Origin of the sequence: Hirschia baltica ATCC 49814 (assembly GCF_000023785.1) — a bacterium.
In the GTDB taxonomy this organism is placed as follows: domain Bacteria; phylum Pseudomonadota; class Alphaproteobacteria; order Caulobacterales; family Hyphomonadaceae; genus Hirschia; species Hirschia baltica.
Genome location: NC_012982.1, coordinates 1,351,487 through 1,371,218 on the forward strand (window position 1 = coordinate 1,351,487; position 19,732 = coordinate 1,371,218).

General features: G+C 44.3%; 20 protein-coding genes and 1 tRNA gene. 13 read left to right on the top strand and 8 right to left on the bottom strand.

The annotated features are described in order from the left end of the window. Positions 1-84 precede the first annotated feature (84 nt). The 5 genes from HBAL_RS06420 to HBAL_RS16695 all read right to left on the bottom strand — a co-directional run bounded on the left by HBAL_RS06420 (position 85) and on the right by HBAL_RS16695 (position 5,820). Entirely contained in the window at positions 85-606 is a 522-nt protein-coding gene (locus HBAL_RS06420) for a response regulator (protein ID WP_015827128.1), read from the bottom strand. A 17-nt stretch (positions 607-623) separates the two neighbouring features. Then, positions 624-1,748 (bottom strand): EAL domain-containing protein, encoded by a 1,125-nt coding sequence (locus HBAL_RS06425; RefSeq protein ID WP_015827129.1) that lies wholly within the window; start codon positions 1,746-1,748, stop codon positions 624-626. A gap of 271 nt (positions 1,749-2,019) precedes the next feature. Next, entirely contained in the window at positions 2,020-4,662 is a 2,643-nt protein-coding gene (pepN, locus tag HBAL_RS06430; protein WP_015827130.1) for an aminopeptidase N, read from the bottom strand. Between the two features lie 271 nt (positions 4,663-4,933). Next, the gene (locus HBAL_RS06435; RefSeq protein ID WP_015827131.1) at positions 4,934-5,500 is read right to left on the bottom strand and encodes a hypothetical protein; all 567 of its coding nucleotides are present in this window, start codon (positions 5,498-5,500) and stop codon (positions 4,934-4,936) included. 98 nt (positions 5,501-5,598) lie between these two features. Beyond that, a complete protein-coding gene (locus tag HBAL_RS16695; protein ID WP_015827132.1) occupies positions 5,599-5,820 on the bottom strand; it encodes a hypothetical protein in 222 nt (73 codons plus the stop codon). Between the two features lie 221 nt (positions 5,821-6,041). Between HBAL_RS16695 and HBAL_RS06440 the strand changes: the two genes are divergently transcribed. After that, positions 6,042-6,893, top strand: a complete 852-nt coding sequence (locus HBAL_RS06440) for a M48 family metallopeptidase (RefSeq protein WP_049763129.1) — start codon at positions 6,042-6,044, stop codon at positions 6,891-6,893. 85 nt (positions 6,894-6,978) lie between these two features. Next, positions 6,979-7,055 (top strand) — tRNA-His (locus HBAL_RS06445). An 80-nt stretch (positions 7,056-7,135) separates the two neighbouring features. On the opposite strand, the gene HBAL_RS06450 is transcribed toward HBAL_RS06445, so the two are convergent. Continuing rightward, entirely contained in the window at positions 7,136-7,639 is a 504-nt protein-coding gene (locus tag HBAL_RS06450; protein WP_015827134.1) for a hypothetical protein, read from the bottom strand. A gap of 420 nt (positions 7,640-8,059) precedes the next feature. Here HBAL_RS06450 and HBAL_RS06455 point away from each other — a divergent pair, with 420 nt between their 5' ends. Genes HBAL_RS06455 through HBAL_RS06505 form a run of 11 tightly spaced genes read left to right on the top strand, consistent with a single transcriptional unit; the run spans position 8,060 to position 18,582 of the window. After that, positions 8,060-8,965, top strand: a complete 906-nt coding sequence (locus HBAL_RS06455) for an LpxL/LpxP family acyltransferase (RefSeq protein WP_233356758.1) — start codon at positions 8,060-8,062, stop codon at positions 8,963-8,965. A gap of 26 nt (positions 8,966-8,991) precedes the next feature. Next, the gene (locus tag HBAL_RS06460) at positions 8,992-9,414 is read left to right on the top strand and encodes an acyl-CoA thioesterase (RefSeq protein ID WP_015827136.1); all 423 of its coding nucleotides are present in this window, start codon (positions 8,992-8,994) and stop codon (positions 9,412-9,414) included. Further along, on the top strand, positions 9,411-9,965 hold the full coding sequence (locus HBAL_RS06465) for an outer membrane lipoprotein carrier protein LolA (RefSeq protein ID WP_015827137.1): 555 nt from the start codon (positions 9,411-9,413) through the stop codon (positions 9,963-9,965). The genes HBAL_RS06460 and HBAL_RS06465 overlap by 4 nt, the downstream gene beginning before the upstream one ends. Positions 9,966-9,967: 2 nt before the next feature. Further along, positions 9,968-12,208: an MMPL family transporter gene (locus tag HBAL_RS06470; RefSeq protein ID WP_015827138.1), complete on the top strand. Its 2,241-nt coding sequence runs from the start codon at positions 9,968-9,970 to the stop codon at positions 12,206-12,208. Next, positions 12,198-13,442 (top strand): NAD(P)/FAD-dependent oxidoreductase, encoded by a 1,245-nt coding sequence (locus HBAL_RS06475; RefSeq protein ID WP_015827139.1) that lies wholly within the window; start codon positions 12,198-12,200, stop codon positions 13,440-13,442. The genes HBAL_RS06470 and HBAL_RS06475 overlap by 11 nt, the downstream gene beginning before the upstream one ends. Then, entirely contained in the window at positions 13,442-14,053 is a 612-nt protein-coding gene (locus tag HBAL_RS06480) for a DUF3261 domain-containing protein (protein WP_015827140.1), read from the top strand. Before HBAL_RS06475 ends, HBAL_RS06480 begins: the two co-directional genes overlap by 1 nt. After that, positions 14,050-15,210 carry a beta-ketoacyl-ACP synthase gene (locus HBAL_RS06485; RefSeq protein ID WP_015827141.1) on the top strand — a complete coding sequence of 387 codons (1,161 nt, stop codon included), beginning with the start codon at positions 14,050-14,052 and terminating at the stop codon, positions 15,208-15,210. The genes HBAL_RS06480 and HBAL_RS06485 overlap by 4 nt, the downstream gene beginning before the upstream one ends. 2 nt (positions 15,211-15,212) lie before the next feature. Then, on the top strand, positions 15,213-15,683 hold the full coding sequence (locus HBAL_RS06490) for an ApeP family dehydratase (protein ID WP_015827142.1): 471 nt from the start codon (positions 15,213-15,215) through the stop codon (positions 15,681-15,683). Further along, on the top strand, positions 15,683-16,426 hold the full coding sequence (fabG, locus tag HBAL_RS06495; RefSeq protein ID WP_015827143.1) for a 3-oxoacyl-ACP reductase FabG: 744 nt from the start codon (positions 15,683-15,685) through the stop codon (positions 16,424-16,426). Before HBAL_RS06490 ends, fabG begins: the two co-directional genes overlap by 1 nt. Then, complete coding sequence (locus tag HBAL_RS06500; protein WP_015827144.1) at positions 16,426-17,652, top strand: beta-ketoacyl-ACP synthase; 1,227 nt, start codon at positions 16,426-16,428, stop codon at positions 17,650-17,652. Before fabG ends, HBAL_RS06500 begins: the two co-directional genes overlap by 1 nt. A 27-nt stretch (positions 17,653-17,679) precedes the next feature. Next, on the top strand, positions 17,680-18,582 hold the full coding sequence (locus HBAL_RS06505) for a MipA/OmpV family protein (RefSeq protein ID WP_015827145.1): 903 nt from the start codon (positions 17,680-17,682) through the stop codon (positions 18,580-18,582). Between the two features lie 68 nt (positions 18,583-18,650). Here the strand turns inward: HBAL_RS06505 and HBAL_RS06510 are convergent, their stop codons facing one another. After that, positions 18,651-19,079 (bottom strand): hypothetical protein, encoded by a 429-nt coding sequence (locus tag HBAL_RS06510; protein WP_015827146.1) that lies wholly within the window; start codon positions 19,077-19,079, stop codon positions 18,651-18,653. A 103-nt stretch (positions 19,080-19,182) separates the two neighbouring features. Continuing rightward, complete coding sequence (locus tag HBAL_RS06515) at positions 19,183-19,632, bottom strand: hypothetical protein (protein WP_015827147.1); 450 nt, start codon at positions 19,630-19,632, stop codon at positions 19,183-19,185. Positions 19,633-19,732 lie beyond the last annotated feature (100 nt).

Below are 19,732 nucleotides of genomic sequence, written 5' to 3' on the forward strand. Positions count from 1 at the left end.
CGAAACACTCCGAAAGCCTTAATAGTGTATTAATTTGTGAGTTAAAATCTCACTAATTTGTATAATGAAATATTTAGTGGCAGCTCAAAAATCCAAGTTTAGATCATTATCCTGATCTGGTTTTTGGCGTTTGTCTTCGCCTCTGAAATCGATGTTGTCATGACGTCTTCTATCTGGTCCAAAATAGCTGTTTGTTCGCACGAATGGACGAGGTGAATTTATGATTGATGCAACTTTGGCGTAAAGGTCAGAAGAGGTAACTGGTTTGGCAAGAAACTCCGATACGCCAGCATCACGGGCACCTTCTACTTTGGAGCGTTCTGAATAAGCTGTAAGCATGATTATAGGAATAAAAGGATTATTGCTGTCGGGCGCGTTGCGAACCAATCTTACAAAATCGGCACCATCAAGTATTTCCATGTGATAATCGACGATGATAAAATCAATTGGTTCACTGTTTACAATTTCAAAGGCTTCCACTGCATCACTTGCTGAGTCGAAGTTCTTTATACCAAACCCACGCAAGAGCGTTTTGATGATATTTATCATGTGATGATTATCATCCACAATAAGGACGCGTATTCTATCTAGGTTTCTTTTCGACATTGAGACGTCTCTTGGCGTTAGGCGGCTTGTTGTTTGTGCTTTCGGTTTGCAAAAAATGTAGGGTCTATCTCAGGGCGGCCAAAGTGGAAGCCTTGTGCGAGCATGACACCTGCATTGAGAAGAGTTTGCCGATCAAATTCATTTTCAACGCGCTCACCAACAACAGACATGCCTAACTCCCTACACATGCTGGAAATAGCGCGCATTAGTGCAGTATTTCGTTCGTTGGACACTTGTCCATTCAAAAAACAACCATCAAATTTCACACCATCGACGTTTAATGCTCGCAAGTAACCAAATGACGCTGCGCCTGCACCAAAGTCATCCAGCACGATTTTAACATTGCTTCGTTTAAGGAGTTCGACTGCATTTGCTGCTGTATCTATATCGTGCATTTCAGATGATTCGGTTATTTCGAGAATAAGTTGTCTTTTATCAAATTCGTAAGCTTGAACGATGCGATTGAGTTCGGCAGCAATATCCGTTTTTTGGATGGATTGACCTGAAATGTTGACAGCTAGTTTTAGGTTGTGACCAGTCGGGTGAGACATGCGTTGGCAAGCTGCATCCAACATAATACAATCTAGTTCTGAAATAATCCCACGCCGTTCAGCCGCAACGATCATTGGGTAGGGCGAACCCTCAAATGGGAACCGTGCAAGAATTTCATAGTGTCTCAATTGTCCTGTTTGCGTGCAGACAATGGGTTGTCGGGCGGCTTTCAATTCGGGAGAGGCAATTGCGCTTCTGAAGGCGCGAACCAAATGTTCATCGATTTGCTGATCTTTCATGATCGTGTGACATGTAAGGTCGGCAAAGGCTAGGCGATAAATTGCCTGATTGTTTTGGCAACGTTGAACGGTAATTCGTCGACCACTTGGTGCAAAACTCATGTCATCAAAAGTTGCTCTATCTCCGGGAGAAAGCGTCGCGAAACAGGCTTGCAGCTGTGATAAATCCGGGACGTTTATAAGTTGAAATAAATTTGAGAGCACCAGCATTCGCACATCCACCGTATTGAGAAGGTGGCCGTCACCTTCCGCAAAAATAATGGTCCCATTTGCGTCAGCTTCTAGAAAAAGGTCATTCGCTGAGTTTGCGATGATGTCTTTTCTGTTTGTGGTCTTGATAGTCGATTGCATTGTGTGTCTCACATTTTTTATTATGTAAGTCTCTACAATATCGACGTTGAAGATGGTTAAAGGTAAAGGGTGAAATTTTTGGTTTACTGACTTTATTATCTTACGATATCTGCTCGATAAATTAATATATATAAAATCAGTGGTTTAATGTTCCAAATTGATACGAATTTAGACGATTCATCACTGTTAAAATTACACGCTCGCGCGCCAAGGTTAATACCTGTTCAGGTTTGCAAACTGCATGGAGTTTACACCACATGCAGTCTTGTTCTTAATTACTACTAAGAGCAAGTGCTCGCGTGATAATGTCTTGAGCATTTTTGGAAAGATTAGCGTCATCCAGTCTGCGCAATTGTTTTTCTGCGTGCGCTTGGCGATCAGGTGAAAAGCGTCTCCAGCTTTCAAAAGATGTTGTAAGGCGTGCAGAAAGGGCGGGGTTTAGACCATCCACTTTCAATATTATGTCTGTCAGGAACTCATATCCCCATCCATCAGGTGCATGAAATCCAACCGGATTATTCATTGCAAAAGCAGCAGCGACAGCGCGCACGCGGTTTGGATTCTTAAAATCAAAATCTGGGTGACTGCACAGGCGATGTAATCGCGCACGCAAATCAGCCCTGATAGACATAGCCTGCACTGAGAACCATTTGTCCATGACGATAGGGGTGTCTTTCCACTCTTCCTCAAATGCCAGTAGAGCTTTATCGAAATATTCTCCGCTAGGGCCGCCATTTTCAACATTTGCCAAAGCATTTAATGCAGAAAGTTTTTCAGTCATTGTTGGGGCAGATAAGAAACTTTCATAAATACGATCTGCATGCTCGTCCTGTAATCCTGAAAGCAGATCAATCGCTGCAGCTTTCAAGGCACGTCGTCCGGCAGCAGCAGCTGATGGATCAAACACACCTGTATCTGAGTGTTGCACTGTTGCGACGAGTGATCCTTGCATGTGTCGCGCAATAGCGCGCTTCAATTTCAATCTTGTTGCATGTAATTTTGAAGGATCAGCGTCTTTTTGATCAAGAATAAGTTCTCCAACAGTTGGCATGCGCAGGATTAAGGCTGCAAAAGCAGGATCATCAATTGTTGCTGTATAGGCTTCATCAATTGCATCGATGAATGCACTTAAACTATCTTTGTGATCGCCGTCTTCGTCTTTTGACATTTCCAGCAAGATGTTGCGCGCTAAGGTTTGTAAACCTTCCCATTGCGCAAAGGGGTCATTGTCAGCTGCTGCGAGTGCAGAGCGATTTGCATCATTGAGGCCATCCACAAGTCTTACTGGAGCTGAAAAACCGCGATTGAGTGAATGAATCGGTGCAGAACTGACATCGGTGAAGACGAAGTCCTGTTCAAAATCACGTAAAATCAACAAGTGTTCATCATTGGCTTGGCCGTTGAGCTTTGTTGAAAGACGCCGTCCCTTTCCTGAAAATAAAGCTGTTTTCAGAGGTATTGGGAGTGCGATTTTATCGGGCTGTCCAGGAGTTGCAGATGTGTGCTGTTTTAAGGTCAGAGTGTAGGTGCGAGCAATTGTGTCGTGTACGCCTTTGGCTGTGACAGTGGGTGTCCCTGATTGTGAATACCATCTTGCAAAATTGCGTAAGTCTTCAGACGTCGATAGCTGCATTGCATTTAAAAAATCTTCAATTGTAGCAGCTTTCCCGTCGTAGCTATCGAAATAGCGGTTTAGACCTGCAAAGAATGCAGTGTCACCAATTAAAACACGCAACATACGAATGAGCTCAGCACCTTTTTCATATACTGTTGCAGTATATAAATTATCTATGCGAGCATATTCATCTGGCCGTACAGCATGGGCTAGTGGACCAGCGTCTTCTGCAAACTGGCGAGAGCGAAGTCTAATGACGTCCTTGATGCGCGTCACTGAGCGCGAACGCATATCCGCAGAAAATTCTTGATCACGATAGACGGTCAAACCTTCTTTCAAGCAAAGTTGAAACCAGTCACGACAAGTAATGCGGTTTCCGGTCCAATTGTGAAAATATTCGTGTGCAACAATGCTTTCTATTGCTTCAAAATCTGCATCAGTTGCCGTTTGGCCATCTGCTAAAACATAGGCTGCGTTGAATATGTTCAACCCTTTGTTTTCCATGGCTCCAAAGTTGAAGTCACGTACGGCTACAATATTGAAAACATCCAGATCATATTCACGGCCAAATACATCTTCATCCCACGACATGGAGCGTTTCAATGCATCCATAGCATATGCAGAGCGATCGCTGTCGCCCTTATCAACATAGATCGCTAATGGTGTTTCTTTTCCTGACATTGTGGTGAAGCTGTCAGTGTAGACATCAAAATCACCCGCGACCAATGCAAAAAGATAAGAAGGCTTTGGGTGTGGGTCTGACCATATTGCAAAATGGCGATCTGTTCCGATATTTCCACTTCGAACTGGGTTACCGTTGGAGAGCAAATAAGGGTAGGCGTCTTTATCTGCTTCCATGCGAACATCAAACGGAGCAAGGACATCAGGACGATCAGGGTAATATGTTATGCGGCGAAACCCTTCAGCCTCACACTGAGTGCAAAAACGACCACCCGACATGTATAGCCCTGAAAGCTGTGTATTTGTTTCTGGTGATATTTCAGTTTCGATTTCTAGACAAAATTCGCCAGCAGGCATGTGAATGCTAATGCCTTCAGGAGTTATTTCATATTCCTCCTCAGGAACAGCAAGACCGTTTATTGCTATAGAAATGAGTTTAAGGTTTTCACCGTCTAAATTCATCAAAGCATGTTCGCCAAATGATCTTTTACCGGTCATCTTGTTGCGAACGCGTGTTTTTGTCGGCTCCAGAAAGAAGTCTAAGTGGACATGCTTTATGACAAAAGGATATGGGCGGTAGTCTGTGAGACGGACCGGTGGGGGCGTGTCAGTACGCATGATGTCTTAACTCCGTAATGGATGCTCTTCGATCAAATTTTTAAGAGCATACTCATTAACGCAGATATCTGTTTTTCTATGAAATTTAAACCCGCTCCAGAATAATTGTATGGTAAATCAGGGAGCAAATCACTTAAATGCAAAAAAAATGTTCTAAATAGAGCGATTTGGCTAATAATTAGAATGTAATTTAGGTGTAAATTACATTGAAACTAGTAATTTTTTGACGCTTTTTGAAACCGATTAAGGTTAATATTGGAACAGGCTAGGCTTACTCAGCAGCCTGAGGTTTTTCAGCGGCTGAATTGGGGGTGTCGTAAATTGTTCTGAGCAATGACGTTCCTTGTTTAGCAAGTTGAACAATATCATTGGGAAGATCATCAGGATCTTGAGCCACACAACGTGACAGAACTTTAGCCAGTTTCATAAGTTGCGGTGCTGCGCAGATTATCCGAGCTTGAAATTCGATTTTTAAAGGATCGCGATCATACTCTGCACTTGGCACGCGCCAACCACCCCAGTCTTTTTCGTCTGTAACAACCTTTGGGAAAGTGCCAGGGTGAGGATGATCTGTTGCCTGCTCAGATTCTTTCCACCGGTTTTTCTCACGAATAACGCGCCAACTTTCGAGGTCACCGATTGAGTCTGTTGGTCCATTTGTTTTGTCAGCGGTCAATTCTGTGGCTGCAAATTCCCGACCTAAACCGACATCATAATGGATTTTCAAAGGCTCATCTAGGCCCTTGACCCACTGAGGAATCACTTTTTCAACGACCGCCCATGTGCCGACTGGCTTCACAAATACTTTTTGATTTTTATGAAACGACGCTTTGGCCATATCTCTAATCCCTCAATGATTTAGATCAGAGTATCAAAAAGGTTTTAGATTGGCGTTGAGTTATACCAGAAAATTTGTACGAAACTTATAAGATAAAATCAGGAATCGGATGGCATTTTCCAACCTACGAATAACACAGCTATGGCAATGAGCAGCCCAATGACTGCATAAGCATCTGCAACGCCTAGCGGACCGTGAGTGAGTTCACGAAAACTACTCAAAGCATACCAAGGCAACATTACGAGCCCCAATGCAAGATAAGCACGTTTCTTGGTCAGGATTCTAAATCCTAAAAGTTGTTTTCCTAGTGGTTGTGACAAAATATGCTCCCCATTTTCTAATGATGATCTCAGTCACCTTCATTGATATTGTTCAATTAAACGGCATTAATTAGTTTCTTGCGACATAGACTATAGTCCTACGCTCATCCTCTATTCATGCATCACTTGATAGTTTTGTTGTAAGTAGCGAGTATAAATGGGTTTTCCAAAATGAACTTTATGGTAAACCTAACATATCTAGTTTTAGGAGGGATTGGGAAATGTGTGACAATCACCAAATCGTGCAAAGCGCGAATGGGCCAATACAATTGCATCGTCGAGACGTTGTAAGAGGCCTTTGGGCCGGTACTATTGTTGCTTTTTCTGGAGCAAGTGTGTCCGGATGTTCAACAAACCCAGCTACGGGTCGATCTCAATTAACTTTCATGTCTGATTCTCAATTAGTTGAGATGTCAGCCAGCGCTTGGGCGCAAACCAAACAAGAAACACCGATTTCAAGTGATCGTGCAGCGAATGCGCGCTTATTGCGTATCGGCGAAAGAATTCGCACAGTTGCTTCAGAACGTACACCTTCACTTGCACAAGCAGATTGGGAATTTGTTGTTTTTGATTCCGATCAAAAAAATGCTTTTGTAATGCCGGGTGGTAAAGTTGGGTTTTATAAAGGTCTGATGGATTATTCAGATAATGATGATCAAATCGCTGCTGTTCTTGGACACGAAGTCGGACATGTCGAAGGGCGTCACTCCAATGAACGTATGAGTCAGCAAACGCTTGGACAAGTTGCTCTTGTTGGAACAACTGTTGCGGTTGGAACATCTGATATGAGCAGCACGGAACAACAAATGGTGATGGCTGCTGCTGGAGCCGGACTTTCATTGGGAATCATTCTTCCTTACTCACGTAAACACGAGTTGGAAGCTGACCTTCTTGGCGTTGATTCTATGTATAAGGCTGGATACGACGTTAAAGAATCTGTGCGTCTCTGGGAAAAAATGGGTCAGGGCAGTGAAGGTGCACCACCAGAATGGATGTCGACACACCCAAGCGCGAGTACACGGGTGCGTGAATTGACAAACTATATCAATTCTAAAGGCTATGCAGTCATGTAAATTGAAATTTGCGCAAATTCGGGCTTGCAGAGTTCGCGCATTCGATTTATTACCCGCACCTCAACTTTCGCAGTTGAAGAAATGTGCCGTCTTAGCTCAGTAGGTTAGAGCGCCTGGTTGTGGACCAGGAGGTCCCAGGTTCGAGACCCGGAGGCGGTACCATTCTTCAAGCGTAGATGATTATAAAAAAAGCCTCCTTAGACACATGTCTTGGAGGCTTTTTTATGTTTCATAGAAATGTTTCAGGCACGGCGTTTAATCTGTTGCACCGATTCTTTCCCACATTCATGAAGATAGAAATTGCGTAAGCTTAATGCATCCCAAAGCGCGTTGTGACGTACGGCACCTTCTAGATTTGTGAAATATGCATCCACACGGCGCATTTCTACATTAAAACTAGGAAGATTAATCATGCTTCCGGGAGATATCATCATAATATTCATAAGGTGTGAAATATCTTCAGGCCAATCAGCAACAAATATTATGTTGTTATCGCCTCGGAGAAGGCGCTGCAATTCCATTCCCCATTGTGCGCGGTCCATATGAGTTGGAGATAGGCCGTTCGCTGATATAACAGGCAGAACATAATCTGCGACCCATGGATCGATTTTATCGCTGGAAACAAGTGTATTTATTTCGGCTTTGGGTAATGCAAGATATAAAGGCGTGCCGTGCTCAGGGGCGATTGCGATTGAGATAATTTCTCCGCCAAAACTATTGAATTCACAATCAACAAAGTAACGCACGACAAATATTCCTCCCGTCCATTAGATATTGGACGATTATCCATTATTTGAGAGTAACGTTACGCCCACACACTGGACCTTTTTAATAAGGTTCTCTTTGTGCGTGGGCTGCAACGTAGTCAGTCTGGTCTTCAAATACAGGTATAGACTATTAACGTTAAGAAGCCGATGTTTAACAAAAGAAAGTCTCTGCCTATTTTGGTAACCTTTTGATGACCATAAATTTGCAACCTTTTTTCTTCGACAATTTTGCTTGTGTGATTTAAGAACTATCTGAAATCAGAGTGTTTAAGTGAGGATCTAACTTTCAGAATGGGTGATTACAAATCTGAAAATTGGGCGTCCCAGTCTGAAAGAGGGACAAGGCTAGGTATTTTGATATCTGCCAAGATTTACAGATTGTTCGGTAGAAGAGTCTCTATGATCCTGCTGTCTCCAGTTGTCTTTTTCTTTTATTTAAGTGGTGTTCAGCAAAGACGTGCTTCAAGAGCCTATCTAAATCGTGCCTACGAGCAGGGCTTGATGGCCAAGAAACCTAGTTTTCTGACTGGATTTTTACATTTTATGGCATTTGCAGGTTCCATGCTTGATAAACTTGCCAGCTGGACAGGGGAAATCAACAATACGCATGTTGCAGGGGTTGATGATGGTGAATTTGATGCCGCCAAGAATACAGGCAGAGGGGCACTAGTCCTGACTGGCCATCTTGGAAACCCTGAATTAATCCGTGCTGTCGCCACTGTGAATAAACGTTTTTCCGTGACTGTTTTGATGCATACAAAAAATGCAGAGCAGTTTAATTCGGTCATAAATCAGTTTTCAAAACATTCGACCGTTCGACTTGTGCAAGTTGATGACATAGATATTTCCGTTGCGATGCAATTGTCTTCTCGCGTAGACGAAGGTGAATGGATAGTGATGGCAGCGGATCGGCCACCACCGCATGGCACCGCAAAAAATAGCACAGTGGACGTGGATTTTCTTGGAGGCAAAGCGCCATTTCCGATCGGACCATATATTTTAGGGGCTGCCCTCAAATGTCCTGTCTATTTTTTATCCTGCATTCGCACCAATCAGCAGCCATCATTTTCTATCATGTTTCGTCATTTTGCTGATCCAGTATTTTTACCGAGAAAAGATAGATCACAAGCGTTGCAAGCTTATGCGCAGCAATATGCAGAATTATTGAAAGAAGCTTTGGCCATGGCACCTAAGCAATGGTTCAATTTTTACGATTTCTGGGGTGATTTTTCTGGGCAGACCAAAGAGACAAGCTCTGATAGCTCTCACTCTAGCGCGGCGGACTCTGATTCTGTCTTGAATTAAGAAAAATAGTTGGGAATAGTCATTTTATGAGACGGGCAATTGTCAAAGTTGAAACGCAAAGTGAAGCGCAATTTCACGACATCGACCCGATGAATATTGTCTGGCATGGAAATTATCCACGTTTTTTTGAATTAGGCCGCGTCAAACTGTTAGACGAAATCGCATATGGCTATGAAGAGATGAAGGCATCTGGTTTTGCTTGGCCGGTGATTGAAATGAATATTCGCTATGCGCATCCCATTGTCTTGCGTGAGAAGATTATCATTGTTGCGGGACTGACAGAATGGGAAAACCGCCTTAAAATTGACTTTGAAATCAGAAACAAAGAAACAAACAAGCGATTGTGTAAAGCCTATACGACGCATGTCGCTGTCGATATCAAAACGAACAACATGTTATGGGAAACGCCAGACGTGTTTCGTAAAAAACTGGAGCCGTTTCTTAAATGACATCTTTGATTATTGGTTTTGCGTTTCTTTTGGCAGCACAATCAGAGCCTGCAGCAGCAGACAATCAATGTCTTGCGCCGCAAAGTGTTGCTCAGGAAATTGGCAGTCGTAAATTTACGCAAGAACGCCGCTTGGAGGGGATTGAGCAAAGCCTAGTATCCCAAGGTATAGTCAATGTCTCCGCTGATGCGATTGAATGGACTGTATTGGACCCAATCGAGATTACGACAGTTATTTCTCCAAATGGTATGACGCAGTCTATAGAAGGTGGTCCAGCGCAAGAGGTTGGAGCTGTTGGGGCTTCAAACCCTATTTTGTCGCAAAGTGGTTTGATCCAGCTCTTAAAGGGCGATTTGACGGGTGCTGATGCCAATTACACTGTTACTGACTTTGAAATTAATGACGGTTGGGGGGTATCTCTTGCACCCAAAGCGGAAGATATGGCTAAACATGTTACAAAGATTGATGTGACTGGCTGCATGAAGATTGATTCAATCAATGTAGTGCAAGCCAATGGCGATCAGATTCTTGTCAAATTTGCTGAGGAATAAACGTGTTGTTGGGGGGTAAGATTAGGATTGGTGCAGTATTGTGCGCCATATGGCTGGTGGCTAGCCTGATCTTCATAGCGGTTCGGTTTTCTAGCGGCGCTCCCATTGATACAAACATACAATCTATATTACCGAATAATTCTCTTGCTCCCGCTGTAAAAGCAGCGATGACGCAATCTGGTGAAGTTGCCGCAAACAGAGTTGTTTTCCTGATTTCCGATGTTGGTGAAACAGGTAAAAATGCGGCGGCGGCTGATGATTTAAAGCAACGTCTTTTATCTGCTGACCTATTTATTAGCGATGATGCAGACCATGAAGAATTAGGACGCTGGATATTTGCTAATCGCAATGAAATTTTGTGTGAACATGCTGATGAATTTGGCGAGGAAACAGCACAATCAATTCGGAATCAGGCATTAGCAAGGGTATATGGTGTTGGCTCACCCATAACCGGAGGATTGCTACAATCTGATCCATTTTTACTGACCTTGCGACTGGCAGATTGTCTCTCTCAAGGAGCCGCAAAAGTAGATGCTCATCAAACTTTGATGACAGGCAAACTGAACCAATCCGCCTATCGAATGGATACTCAGGAAAAGCTCCAGTCAATTGTTTCTGAATGGGAAGATGAATGGTTGAAGCAAAACCTAACATTGGCCCGAACGGGGGCGGTGTTTCATGCAAATCATGGGGCTAATTCAGCCAAAGCAGAAATGAGCTTTATAGGCGGCTTGGGTTTATTGGGGGTTGTCGCTTTGTTTGGCTTTGTATTTGGTCGCATGTCCAATGTGTTTATTGTGGCCAGTCTCATCATATTATCATGTGCATCCGGTTTGGCTGCGACTTTGCTCGTTTTTTCACAAATTCATATGTTGGTGCTTGTTTTTGCGGCTATGCTTGTGGGGGTTGTCGCAGATTATGCTGTTCATGCGATGGCGAGTGGCGTTGGGAATGGATGGCCCGACATGCAACAGCGAAAAACACACCTTTGGCGGCCAATGACTGTATCCATGCTAACAACAGCAGCTGGTTTTACCGGCCTGATGTTTTTAGGTGTGCCAATGTTTCGTCAATTGGCGGTCTTTGCCGTGACGGGTGTTTTTACCGCGTGGGCACTCGTTCTTTTTATCTTTCTTCCCTTTGATAAACCGCCTCACAAAAATGAAGATGCATTGCGTCTGCGCTGGATGCGTGCACTGGCATTATCAATGAAACTATTACCTGTTTCAAAAAATGCGGCATTGCTTGCAAGTATCATTATTCTTTTAAGCAGCATCGGGTTCATTTTTGCCAAACCTTTGGATGATGTACGGCAATATCAGCCACGCAATGAGGAGCTGATGAAGCAAGAGAAACAACTAAATGAGGTGGTCGGGTCTGTATCATCTCAGGTATTTCTTGTTTCGCAGGGAGATGATTTAGAAGAAGCGAAACAAAATGAAGAAGCCTATCTAGATAATCTGTCTGCTCAACTAAAAGAAAAAAGCCCAGAACCAGCATCAAATCTAGCATTGACGCGCTTTGATCCTTCAAATCAAAGGCGAGAAGTCAATCGACAAAAATTGGATGAATTCTTAGAGAAGCCCCTTGGCAAACTTCAGCGTGCACAATTAGGATTGAAGGCAACCCAAGCAATAGAAGATGTAACTGCAGATAAACCATCATGGTTGTCTGATCTATATGTGGAAGCAAACGACAAAGTTTATCTTATCGCACGCCTAAGCGGCGGAATTGACTATCCATCTTCTGAAAATGCGATCGTCGTTGATACTGCAAATGCGTATTCTCATGCGTTTGCATCGTATAGAAAACTTGCCGCGCGTTCGCTCATGATAGCTGTATGTGTGGCTTTGGTTTTCGTCTTTATTGTGTATCGAAAATCAGGCGCTTTAAGTGTTGTGATCGCACCGGCCTGCGCAATGTTGTGTGGTATTTATCTTCCAGCATTATTTGGAATGCCAATAACTTTCTTTTCAATGGCGGGGGCAATGGTGCTGTTTGGTGTGGGAGTGGATTATTCAGCATTCATGTGGGAAGCAGGGCGTAGCAAAGAAGCGTGGACCAAAGCTTCTGTTCTGGTTGGCACCGTCACCACATTATTGTCGATGGGGCTTTTAGCGCTAAGTGACACATTACCTGTACGAAGTTTTGGGATTACTGTTGCAGTCGGTGTGATTTGCGCTCTAATCTTTTCAACATTGCCGTATTATTTGGCTCAGAAGGAAGCATTGAATGCAAAATGAAGTCTGTGACGTTGCCATTATTGGTGCAGGTCCTTCAGGGGCAGTAGCTGCTTCCATTCTGGTTCAAAAGGGCTGGAATGTGAAAGTGTTTGAACGCCAACATTTTCCACGCTTTTCCATAGGTGAAAGCTTGCTGCCTCATTGTGTGGAATTTATCGAGCAGGCTGGATTGCTTGAAGCCGTTGAAGCTGAAGGGTTTCAATTCAAAGATGGTGCTGCTTTTACGATGGATGGCAAGTATGAAGACATATATTTCCCAGATAAATCTTCCCCTGGACCCGGCACTGTTTATCAGGTGCAGCGAGAGAAATTTGATAAAATCCTTATCGATGGGGCAGCATCAAAAGGCACGCATGTATCTTTTGGCGATACTGTAACCTCATTTGAACCGACAAGCGAAACTGCTGATCACGCTGAACTGATTGTCAAAAATGAAGCAGGCGAGAGCCGCGCTGTGCGTGCTAAATTTGTTATAGATGCATCTGGCTTTGGTCGTGTGTTGCCGCGTTTACTTGATCTTGAAGCACCGTCTGATCAAACCAAGCGTCGCTCTTGTTTTAAACATGTCACCGACAATATCACACATCCAGATTTTGACCGAAACAAGATCCTAATTTCTGTGCACCAAGAAGACCCTCAAATTTGGTTATGGTTGATCCCGCTTGCAAACGGATTGTCGTCAATCGGTGTGGTGGGCGTAAACGAGACAATAGAAAAAGCTGGAGACACGCCCGAAGCTCGTCTTGATTATTTTGTAAAATCATCGGGAATGATGGCGGACTTCCTTAAAAATGCTGTCGAAGCGCGTCCAACAAATGAAATTGTAGGCTTTTCAGCCAATGTGAAAAATCTCTATGGCGATAAATATGTATTGCTAGGCAATGCAGCTGAATTTCTTGATCCAGTCTTTTCTTCAGGTGTCACGATTGCCATGAAATCGGCGACACTGGCAGCTGATCTCATTGATGCTCAATTGCGTGGTGAAGAAGTTGATTGGCAGGAAGATTTTGAAGTTGAGCTAAAACGCGGTGTCGAAGCCTTTAGATCATGTGTAAATGCGTGGTATGATGGCTTGCTTCAGCGCATGATTTTCATGGAAAACCGATCTGAAGATATTACCCGTCATTTCACAGCAATTCTGGCCGGATATGCGTGGGATCGTAAAAACCCAATTGTGAAAGATCCTAAGCGGTTTTTCCGGTTGATGGATGCGCTGACAAAAGAAGACGCTTAATGCACAATCGGGGAATTATTGGGGTTATTCTTGCCTGCGCTATTTTTGGCACTGGGTGTCAATCCACGCAATCCATTGCGCAAGATACCGGAATTGCGTCAGAAGCAGCAAAAGCATTTATCGGTAAAGGTGTGGAACTGACCTTGCCCGCATCGCCTAATTTTCCAGGCGAGATGAACGCAATGCAAACACTGATCGCGCGCCACGAGGATCGTGTGCAAGCTTTACAGGCTGTACTTTCTGCCCGCGAAGATCACGTCAATGTTGTCACCATGTTGGCCAATGGGCCTCGCATAATGGAAGTTGATTGGACAGCGCAAGACATGCTGGAAACGCGTTCCAGCTTTGCACCTGAAGCGCTGTCTGGTTTGAATATGTTGGCTGATATCTATCTTGTGTTTTGGCCTCAAAAGGCAGTGCAAACCGCTTTGCCAGAAGGTGTTTATGTCAATCAGGAAGCGGGACTACGCCAAATATATAATGATACCCGTCAAATAGTGGAAATTCGCTATTACACCAAGGATGAGCGCGGACGCGATCATTGTGTTTTGACCAATTTTGACCTTGGTTACTCTCTGACAATTTATAGCGATGCAATGACAGCCAAATGAGTACGATTTATATCAACGCATTTTCAACATGCTCTCGACTAGGCATGAACCGAGATGAAACCTTAAAAAGCTTAAAGTCTGCTCTACCGCCGCGTCCAGATAAGGACGCACAATTGGCTGGTGGTGCAACGACAAAAGTCGCCGCGCTTGCAACTGATTTACCCAATGATCAAAGCGGTGAAACGCGAACCAATCAGATCACAGCCTATCTGATTTCACAAATGCAGGAAGAGATCGCACAAACACTCGCAAAATATGGCTCTGAGCGTGTCGCCGGTATAATCGGCACCAGCACAACCGGCGTGGAAGAAGCTATCAATCCGCTTGATGATCGCATCAAAAACGGTGAATGGGATGACGATTATGATTTCACTAATCAGGAATTAGGCGACACAGCGCAATTTTTAAAAAACAGCATTGGTTTTACCGGTCCATGCCACACTGTTTCAACGGCCTGCACGTCAGGTTCAAAAGCTTTGGCTGCGGCAGCACGATTCATCAATGCAGGTTTAGCAGATGCTGTCATTTGCGGCGGTGTTGATTCGTTATCGCGTTTAACAACAAATGGTTTTAGTGCACTTGATAGTGTGTCTTCCCAAATGTGTGCGCCATTTAGCAAAAACAGATGCGGCATTAATATAGGTGAAGGCGGGGCATTATTTATTGTCTCAAAAGATGTTGGTCCATGGAAATTATCTGGGTGGGGCGAAAGCTCAGATGCCTATCATATGTCATCTCCGGAGCCTTCTGGTGCAGGTGCAGAATTAGCCTTGAACGAGGCCATGTCCCGCGCAAACCTTAAACCAGAAAATATAAACTTTGTGCACATGCACGGCACATCAACACCACTCAATGATGCAATGGAGTCAACACTTGTGAACCGTGTGTTTGGCCCCAATATGCCCTGTGCGTCCACTAAAGGCATGACAGGCCACACATTGGGCGCTGCTGGTGCATTGCAAGCTGCAATCAATATAATCGCCCTAGATGAGCAAATTTATCCCCCGCATATCTATGATGGGCAGTGGGATGATGATCTAGCGCCAATAAATTTAACCTCTGTTCAGAGCCAGCCAGATCAACCTATAACAGCCACTTTGAGTGCAAGCTATGCATTTGGTGGTAGTAATATTGCGCTGATTATCGAGAAGGCCTGAGTATGAATAACAGTGTCATTTATCCATCGCCGGAATTACTGGCTCCACATGATCCTCCCATGCTTTTGGTCGATGAAATTGTTAGCTGGGAAGAAGGCGAAATTGTCTCAAAGCATGTGATTGATAAAAATAATCTATTTTATGTGGCTGGCCATGGTGTGCCTGCATATGTCGGTTTTGAGATTATGGCGCAATCAATTGCTGTGCAGGACGGATATAGCCGACACCAAAATGGAGACGGTCCTAAAATTGGTTTCTTACTGGGGTGTCGTAAATACACGGTGGAACGAGATTGGTTTCTTGAAGGTGAAGAGTTGACAGTCAAAGCAAAAGCACTGTTATCCGAGGGGGAAATGCTATCTTTTGACTGTTTAATCCAAGATATTCACGGTCAAAAATTGGCACATGGGATAATAAATGTGTTTAGCCCAGCAAATCCGGAAGCGTTTATACAACAAAGTGGGAGCGAGTAATGTCCCAAGAAAATTCAAATCTGGAAAAGCGGGTGCTTGTCACTGGTGCTTCCAAAGGTATTGGGCGCGGTGTTGCGATACGATTGGGCGCTATGGGGTTTCACGTCACAGTCCATTACGGGCGTGATAAAGACGGTGCTGTTGAAACGCTCGCGCATATTACAGCCAATGGCGGTAAAGGTAATATCATCGGCTTTGACGTAAATGACCGTGCAGGCGCGAAATCTATCCTTGAAGCAGAACTAGAATCCCATGGCCCTTTTTGGGGTATTGTTTCAAATGCCGGTATCACCCGAGATAACGCATTCCCTGCCATAGAAGGCGATGATTGGGATGATGTGATCCGCACGACGTTGGATGGTTTTTATAATGTTGTACATCCCCTCACCATGCCAATGGTGCGTAAGCGCAAAGGTGGACGCATTGTTGTGATGGCGTCTGTTTCTGGTGTTATGGGAAATCGTGGACAGGTAAATTATTCAGCGGCAAAAGCTGGATTGATCGGTGCAGCCAAAGCACTGGCAGTGGAGCTAGCTAGCCGCAAAATTACGGTCAATGCAGTTGCTCCGGGCCTTATTGAAACGTCCATGACAGAAGATGTTCGCCCTGAAGTAATGGCCGCTATCCCGATGAAACGCGCGGGGTCTGTCGATGAAGTTGCTGCAACAGTTGCTTTCTTGTTTCAACCTGAAGCGGCCTATATTACCCGTCAGGTGATTGGGGTGAATGGAGGGCTGATCTAATGCGCCGCGTTGTTGTAACAGGTATGGCAGGTATGACGTCACTTGGTGATAGTTTTGCCCAGATAAGCCCCAAATTAAATGCTTCCCAAACGGGTATTCGCTATATGCCTGAGTGGGAATACCTCGTTGACATGTCGACGCGCCTTGGTGGGCCTGCCGATCATTTTGTGCATGAAAAAGCCTATCCGCGACAAGCTCGCCGCTCCATGGGGCGCCTTGCTGTGATGATGGTCAAAACAGGCGAACATGCACTTGCAGATGCCGGTCTTACTGACGATCCGGTGGTTAAAAGTGGTCGCATGGGCGTTGCCGCTGGTTCGTCTTATGGGTCAACGCCGGCCACGCTTGATTTTGTCGAGTTTCTCGAAAAAGGAAAAGCAAGAGGTTTAAACGCAACCAGCTATATTCGAATGATGAGCCACACAGCGCCCGTGAATATGGGTGTGTATTTTGGCTTGCAAGGGCGTGTCTATACAACATCTTCTGCTTGTACATCTGGCGCGCAAGGCATTGGCTATGCGTTTGAAGCGATCCGATCTGGCGCGCAAGATTTGATGATGGCAGGTGGATCGGATGAGTTTTGTCCGACTATGACGATGGTATTTGACCGCCTATATGCGACTTCTACACGCAATGATGATCCACAACATGCTGTGCGTCCTTTTGACGAAAGCCGTGATGGCTTGGTCATTGGTGAGGCAGCTGGAGTCCTTATCTTAGAAGAGCTAGAGCACGCGCTTGCACGCGGTGCAAAACCTGTAGCCGAGATTGTAGGTTTCTCGACCAATTGCGATGGTCAGCACATTTCTCAACCAAATCGTAAAACGCAGGAAACTGTGATGCTTCAAGCCATGTCCCAAGCAGGCATGAGCGCGGACGATCTTTCATTCGTATCAGGGCATGGAACGGGAACAGCAACAGGTGATGTGGAGGAGAGCCATGCGACGCATGCTGTCTTTGGTGACAAAGTGCCTTTTCATACACTCAAAGGAAATTTTGGGCACACACTCGGTGCTTGTGGTGCAATTGAGACTTGGCTTGGTATTGAGCAACTCAAAGAGGGGCTAATTTCCCCAATTGCAAATCTCTCAAATGTTGACCCCAAATGTGCGCAGCTTGATTATGTGAAGGGTGAAACACGTAAGGTTTCCAAGAATGCATTTTCATCAAGTAATTTTGCCTTTGGCGGCATAAATACGTCTTTGGTCGTGGCCAATTACGAATAATAAAACGAATGTTTGCAAGGGGAAAACATGGCGAAGACATCGAAGGCTTTTATTTCAGGCGCATTGCTTTGCGCATCCGCCATGCTTGTGTCGGGTAATTTAAGTATATCTGCTCAAACAGTCGAAGAAAAAAACAATTATGTCCCCGACGAACCCTTATGGGAAGTGCGAATTGGCGGAACGGGATTATATGGCCCAGATTATCCAGGTGCATCTGATAATTCAGGTAATGGTGTTGTAGCGCCCTTAGTTATTTATCGCGGTGAAAAAATCCGCTTTGGCGAATATGGTGTTGCGCGTGCAATCGCAGCTGAAAATCAGCGCTTTGAATTAGATCTGTCTCTTGATGCCGTTTACTCTGCGAATTCCACAGAAGGTGGGGTGCGAGAAGGCATGCCGGACCTTGATTATCTTTTGCAGATTGGTCCGCAACTGATTGTGAATTTTGCCGACACTGGTTGGACAGTAGATGGACGCAAAAGCCTCAAATTGCGCACACCAATTCGTGCCGTGGCTGCCACTGACTTCACAGGAATTGAACATGTTGGTTACATTGCAGAGCCACAATTAGTGTATCAACGCAAATATGGTGGAGATTTGCGTTCCGGTTGGTCAACCACACTATTTGCGACTTTTGGTGATGAGGGCCTGAATGATTACTGGTATGGAGTCGGTCCGCAATTTGTGACGGCTGATCGAGGTTATCATGAAGGGAAAGCAGGGTATGTCTCTACCGGTTTTCGAGCATCTTGGACACGTGAACTTACCGATGACTTTCAAATATTCCTGACATATCAAGGCCGTTCATTTTCCGGTGCGGCCAATGAAGATAGTCCTCTATTGCAAGAAGATTTCACCCATGCAGCGAGTGTCTCTTTTGTCTGGAAAGCTTTCAAAAGCAAACGCGCCGCTCGCAATGATGATATGTAGTTCAAATTGATAAAAAAGCCCCAGCAAATATGTATGCTGGGGCTTAAATTTATTTATTTTTGAATGACTTAGTTCGAAGCTGTTCCGTTCAGAGGTGTTTTTGCGACGAATTTATTTTTGTAACAAACATACTCAGTTGCTGGGTTGAAATCAGTACCTTGAGATGAGTGAATACCTGTTACTTTGCTAGCCCCTTTTGAAATCGCAAGATCTTTCATTGCAATTAAGGAGTTGAGCAAAGCGCGTTCGCATGATGCTTGGATATCTTTGTGAAACCCGTTTGCAGGGCGCCCACCAGTTGATACGTCGCCAATCTGGGACCCTGATGCTGATTTACCCCAAACAAATTGAAAACCATCAAGCGCTGATTTGTTTTCTTCCTTCGCCATGAAGTCAGCAACAGAGAAAACATAAGGTTTAGAGGCAGCTTGAGCAGTTGGCACTCCAGAAAAAAGAACGACTGCAGATGTGGCTAATACAAGTGATTTTATGGACACGTCATTTCCCCAAAATTTAACAATGATAGATATTCAATTGTGCTAAACCAGCTTATAAGCTGGAAAAACGGCATGTTAAAGGCAAATCTTTGCGCTGTTAAGTTTATTCATTCAGTCCAACAATTGTTCCTTTGAGCAGAACACGGGAATTTGTGTGCCCTGTTAGACACTGATAGTGTGTTGCTGAAACATAATCTGCACTTGTTGCTGTGGACATTATTGCTTCAACAGCAATTCCATCTAGTTTTTGGGCTTCTTCTTTCAAAGCAAGCAGAGCAGATATCATCGCCCATTGGCATGCGCTTTTATCTGTTTTTCCGATGCCATTGGTAGCGTGTTTAACGTTGGCAATGCCCAGTGGAGTTCCAAGGACTTCACTTCCGAACGTAAATTTAAAATCTCCAAGTCTTGTTTGAAAATCTTCACTCGCAAGGAGTTCTTCAATTGAATAAAGCTGAATGTCAGATTTTGCGTGTGCAACAGGGGCTGCTGCGGCCATGACAACGCACATTGAAGAAATGCTTGTAGCAAGAGTTTTGAATGAAATTTTCATAGGGTCTACCGTTATTACTTCTGATTTATATGTGTATATAGAGTTCAATCTTGACAAGATGGGGGCAAATTGACGATCTCCTTGTCTAAGCAACCTTAAA